The 4,727-nt window shown below is 75.2% G+C and carries 6 protein-coding genes; 3 read left to right on the top strand and 3 right to left on the bottom strand.

The window, feature by feature from the left end:
* Positions 1-1,101: glycoside hydrolase family 10-like protein (locus tag GTW67_RS17110; protein WP_161165692.1), on the top strand; the 1,101-nt coding region annotated here is incomplete at its 5' end.
* Between the two features lie 3 nt (positions 1,102-1,104).
* On the opposite strand, the gene GTW67_RS17105 is transcribed toward GTW67_RS17110, so the two are convergent.
* Both GTW67_RS17105 and GTW67_RS17100 read right to left on the bottom strand, forming a co-directional pair.
* Positions 1,105-1,299, bottom strand: coding sequence for a DUF1918 domain-containing protein (locus GTW67_RS17105; RefSeq protein ID WP_161165691.1), 195 nt, complete (start codon positions 1,297-1,299; stop codon positions 1,105-1,107).
* Between the two features lie 41 nt (positions 1,300-1,340).
* Positions 1,341-2,267: a DMT family transporter gene (locus GTW67_RS17100; protein WP_161165690.1), complete on the bottom strand. Its 927-nt coding sequence runs from the start codon at positions 2,265-2,267 to the stop codon at positions 1,341-1,343.
* Here GTW67_RS17100 and GTW67_RS17095 point away from each other — a divergent pair.
* Together GTW67_RS17095 and GTW67_RS17090 are read left to right on the top strand one after the other, a co-directional pair.
* Positions 2,266-3,720, top strand: coding sequence for an aminotransferase-like domain-containing protein (locus GTW67_RS17095; RefSeq protein WP_161165689.1), 1,455 nt, complete (start codon positions 2,266-2,268; stop codon positions 3,718-3,720). The genes GTW67_RS17100 and GTW67_RS17095 overlap by 2 nt on opposite strands.
* A 115-nt stretch (positions 3,721-3,835) precedes the next feature.
* Positions 3,836-4,411, top strand: coding sequence for a histidine phosphatase family protein (locus GTW67_RS17090; protein WP_161165688.1), 576 nt, complete (start codon positions 3,836-3,838; stop codon positions 4,409-4,411).
* A gap of 13 nt (positions 4,412-4,424) precedes the next feature.
* On the opposite strand, the gene GTW67_RS17085 is transcribed toward GTW67_RS17090, so the two are convergent.
* Positions 4,425-4,727 (bottom strand): DUF6314 family protein (locus GTW67_RS17085; RefSeq protein WP_161165687.1); only part of this gene is annotated, 303 nt, incomplete at its 5' end.

The raw sequence follows: 4,727 nt of genomic DNA, 5'->3' as shown, positions 1-4,727 counted from the left end.
TCCACGGTGAACAACCGAGACTGGCCCAGCCGGGCCGGGCTGCGCGCGTCCGAGCAGCGCGCGGAGCTGATCAAGCACCTCGACACCGCGGTCCGCCACCGTCTCAACACGGTGATCTTCCAGGTGCGGCCCACGGCCGACGCGCTGTGGCCGTCGGCGTACGAGCCGTGGTCGCCGTACCTCTCCGGCAGCCAGGGCAGGGACCCGGGCTGGGACCCGCTGGGCACGGCCGTCGAGGAGGCCCACGCCCGCGGCCTGGAGCTGCACGCCTGGTTCAACCCGTACCGGGTCGCCCTGCACGACGACCCGTCCCACCTCGTGCCCGCGCACCCCGCCCGCCGGAACCCCGGCTGGGTGGTGCCGTACGGCGGGCAGCTCTACTACAACCCGGGGCTGCCCGAGGTCCGCGCCTTCGTGCAGGACGCGATGATCGACGCGGTGGAGAAGTACGCCGTCGACGGCGTCCACTTCGACGACTACTTCTACCCGTACCCGGTGGCGGGCCAGGCCTTCGACGACGGCGGGACCTACCGCACCTTCGGCAGCGGCTTCGCCACCAAGGCCGACTGGCGGCGCGACAACATCGACCGGCTGGTGCGGGAGACCGCGGCTCGCGTCAAGAAGGCCCGGCCCACCGCCCGCTTCGGCGTCAGCCCCTTCGGGGTGTGGCGCAACGCCGCCACCGACGAGCGCGGCTCGGGGACCACCGCGGGCGTCCAGACGTACGACGACCTGTACGCGGACACCCGCAAGTGGGTGCGCGAGGGCTGGATCGACTACATCGTCCCGCAGCTGTACTGGAACATCGGCCAGCCGGCCGCCGACTACGCGAAGCTGCTGCCGTGGTGGGCGGAGGTGGCCCGGGGCAGCCGGACGCAGCTCTACGTGGGCGAGGCGCTGTACAAGGCCGGGGACCCGGCGCAGCCCGCCGCGTGGCAGGACCGGGACGAACTCTCCCGGCACCTGGCACTGGCCGCCGACCACCCGGAGGTGCGCGGGCACGTCTTCTTCGCCGCGAAGGACGTGTCGGACGACCGGATCGGCGCGATGGCACGGGTGTCCGCCGACCACTACCAGCAGCCCGCGGACACCCCGCGCTGAGAGCTACCCCTGCATCTCCCCGTGCCGGATCTCGGTGTCGGGGCCGGGCGAGCACACGCCCTCGTGCCCGTCCTCGAACCGGACCCGGTACGGGGGAGTGCCCTTCTCGCCCATCACTTCGACGATCTCGCCGACCTTGTCGTGCTCACCGACCACCCGGCCGTGCTGCACCAGTTGGTCGCCCTTCATCGCGTGCATCAGTGAGGCCTCCTCACGTGTGTGCCGCACGTGTCTGCCGCTCAGCCCCGGGCCCGCTGCGTCACCGCGATGCACACCAGCACCGCGGCCGCCGTCAGCGGGGCGGCCACCGTCAGGTGCTCGCCCAGGAGAAGTACCGACCACACCAGTGTGAGCAGCGGCTGGGCCAGCTGCAACTGGCTGGCCTTCGGTACGCCGATGGCCGCCATGCCCCGGTACCAGACGACCAGGCCGAGGAACTGCGAGCCCGCCGCCACCCACAGCACCCCGGCCACGCTGTGCGCGGTCAGGTGCACGGGCTCGTGCGCGAGGGCCAGCGCCGTGGCGGGCACGGTGAGCGGCAGGCACAGCACCAGCGCCCAGCCGATGACCTGCCAGCCCGGCATCACCCTGGCCAGCCGGCCGCCCTCGGTGTAACCGGCCGCGCACACCAGCAGCGCGGCGAAGAGGTAGGCGTCGGCCGTGGTCAGCGCGCCGCCGCTCTGCTGCACCGTGAACGCCACCACGGCCGCCGCGCCCGCCAGCGCCGCGATCCAGAAGGTGCGCGAGGGGCGGGTGCCGATGCGCAGCGCGGACAGCAGGGCGGTGGTCAGCGGGAGCAGGCCGACCACGACGGCGGCGTGCGCGGTGGTCGAGGTCTGGAGGGCCAGCGTGGTCAGCAGGGGGAAGCCGAGGACCACGCCCGCGGCGACCACGGCGAGCCCGGCCCAGTGCCGCCGCTCGGGCGGCGCCACGCGCAGCGCGAGCAGACAGCCCCCGGCGATCAGCGCGGCGAGGACGCTGCGCACCGCGACCAGGGACCAGGGGCCGAAGCCCTCCAGGCCCCACGCGGTGGCGGGGAAGGTGAGCGAGAACGCGACGACACCGAGCGCGGCCATCAGAGTGCCGGAGGATCGTCCGCCGGATGCCGTGGCCGGGCCGCCGACCGCTATCCTCGCCGGAGTGGTAGCGCTACTCTGTACTCTCATGCAAGAGCGTAGCAGTGTCGCTGAACTGGCGAACCAGCTGCGACGAGAGCTCGACCGCTACTCACCCGGTGGAAAGCTCCCGTCCAGCCGTGCCCTCGTCGACCGCTTCCGGGTGAGCCCGGTGACCGTCTCCCGGGCCCTGGCGCAACTGGCCGCCGAGGGCCTGGTCGTGACCCGGCCCGGCGCGGGGGCCTTCCGGTCGCACGCGCGGCCCGTTGCCGCGCCGGCCGGGGACACCTCCTGGCAGGAGGTCGCGCTCAGTGCCGACGGCGCCGCCGACCTCGTACCGCGCTCGGTGGACGCCTCCGGTGTCCTGATCTCGCTGGCCGCGCCGCCGCCCGGCGTCGTCGAGTTCAACGGCGGCTATCTGCACCCCTCGCTCCAGCCGGAACGGGCCATGGCGGCGGCACTGTCCCGGGCGGGACGCCGCCCCGGCGCGTGGGGCCGGCCCCCGATGGAGGGGCTGCCGGAGCTGCGGGAGTGGTTCGCGCGCAGCATCGGCGGCGCGGTCACCGCCGCCGAGGTGCTCGTCACCTCGGGCGGGCAGTCGGCGCTGACCACCGCCCTGCGCGCCCTCGCACCGCCCGGCGCGCCCGTCCTCGTCGAGTCGCCGACGTACCCCGGCATGCTGGCCATCGCGCGAGCCGCCGGCCTGCGCCCGGTGCCGGTGCCCGTCGACGCGGACGGCGTGCGGCCGGCCCTGCTCGCCGACGCCTTCCGGGCGACCGGCGCCCGCGTCTTCGTCTGCCAGCCCCTCTTCCAGAACCCGACCGGCGCCGTGCTCGCCCCCGAGCGGCGCGGCGAGGTGCTGCGCATCGCCCGCGAGGCCGGCGCCTTCGTCGTCGAGGACGACTTCGTGCGGCGGCTCGTGCACGAGGACGCGGGGCCCCTGCCGCGCCCGCTGGCCGCCGACGACCCGGACGGTGTCGTCGTGCACGTCTGCTCGCTGACCAAGGCGACCTCGCCGAGCTTCCGGGTGAGCGCCCTGGCCGCGCGCGGCCCCGTCCTTGAGCGGCTGCGCGCCATCCAGGTCGTCGACACCTTCTTCGTGCCCCGCCCCCTCCAGGAGGCGGCGCTCGAACTCGTCGGCTCGCCCGCCTGGCCGCGTCATCTGCGTGCGGTATCGGCCGAGTTGAAGGCCCGCCGCGACGCGATGACGTCCGCGCTGCGCCTGCGTCTGCCGCAGTTCTCCCTGGCCCACGTCCCGTCCGGCGGCTACCATCTGTGGCCGCGCCTGCCCGACGGTACGGCGGAGGCCGCCCTGACCGCGGCCGCCCTGCGCGCGGGCGTCGCGATCACCCCGGGCCGCCCCTACTTCAGCGCCGAACCCCCGGCCGCCCACCTGCGCCTCAGCTTCGCCGCGGTGGCCGGGACGGGCGAGATCGCGGAGGGGGTGCGGCGGCTGGGCACGGCCTGGACCGAGGTGCAAGAGCAGGCGGGGGCGCGCGGCTGACGGGCCGACGCCGGAGGCGTGCACCCCGCCTTCGGCGCGTGAGCCGTGGCGCACTTTGAGCGACCCACCGGTAACACCTCTTGACCAGCCCACTTCCGCGGCCCACCATCACCGCATGGCGCTTCGGGTCACGTTCGTCGCGGCTGCGCGCAGCTCATCCCTGCTCGCGGAGCGCTTCGGGGACGACCGGCCGCTGGACCAGGCCGGCTGGGACGAGGTGCTGCGCGCCGCGCCTGACCTGCTGCCGCTCGCGGCGGCCGAGCTGCGCTACTGCTCGCCCACGCCCCGCAGCCGCGCCACCGGCGACGCCCTCGGCTACGCCCCGCTGGCCCAACTCGCCCTGCGCGAGTGCGACATGGGCCGCTGGGGAGGCCTGACCCTCGGCGAGGCGATGGCCCGGGAGCCGGGCGCGGTGGACGCCTGGCTCGCCGACCCGCGCTCCGCCCCGCACGGCGGGGAGCCGCTGCTCGCCCTCATCACCCGCGTCGGCGGCTGGCTCGACACCCGGCCCGGCGACGACGGCGACCGCATCGTCGCGGTGGCCGAGCCCTCCGTGATCCGGGCGGCACTGGTGTACGCGCTGAACGCCCCGCCCGCGACGTACTGGAACCTCGACGTGCGCCCGCTGTCGACGACCACGCTCACGGGCCGCGCGGGCCGCTGGAACCTCCGCTTCGACGGGGCGGCCTGACACCGCTGCGGGGCTAGCCCTCGCGCACGTAGTCGGTGGTCAGCAGCAGGTCCTTGGCGGGGCCGCCCACGCGCCACACCGTCCGCCAGTGGTCCCGGTCCCGGACGGTGAACTCGCCGCGGTAGAGGTCGGCCGCGCAGGGGTGGTCGGCGACATGGCGGCCCGACGTCAGGTCCAGGTCGTGGAAGGGGCGGCCGTCCGCGAAGCGCACATGGGCCGTGCCCGGTGCGTCGCCCGGCTCGTAGCGCAGCGTCCGCTCGGCGGGACGGGCCACGCCCCGCCAGGTGAAGGCGCCGGACTCGTGGCCGCGCAGACC

The organism is Streptomyces sp. SID5910 (assembly GCF_009862125.1).
Lineage (GTDB): Bacteria > Actinomycetota > Actinomycetes > Streptomycetales > Streptomycetaceae > Streptomyces.
The sequence above is the reverse complement of the archived record's forward strand: the minus strand, read 5'-3'. Positions and strand labels throughout refer to the sequence as shown.

Excerpts from the sequence above, each read along its gene's own strand:
- GTW67_RS17090 (WP_161165688.1), top strand. The coding sequence starts at position 3,836 with ATGGCGCTTCGGGTCACGTTCGTCGCGGCTGCGCGCAGCTCATCCCTG.
- GTW67_RS17105 (WP_161165691.1), bottom strand. The coding sequence starts at position 1,299 with ATGCACGCGATGAAGGGCGACCAACTGGTGCAGCACGGCCGGGTGGTC.
- GTW67_RS17095 (WP_161165689.1), top strand. The coding sequence starts at position 2,266 with ATGCAAGAGCGTAGCAGTGTCGCTGAACTGGCGAACCAGCTGCGACGA.
- GTW67_RS17100 (WP_161165690.1), bottom strand. The coding sequence starts at position 2,267 with ATGAGAGTACAGAGTAGCGCTACCACTCCGGCGAGGATAGCGGTCGGC.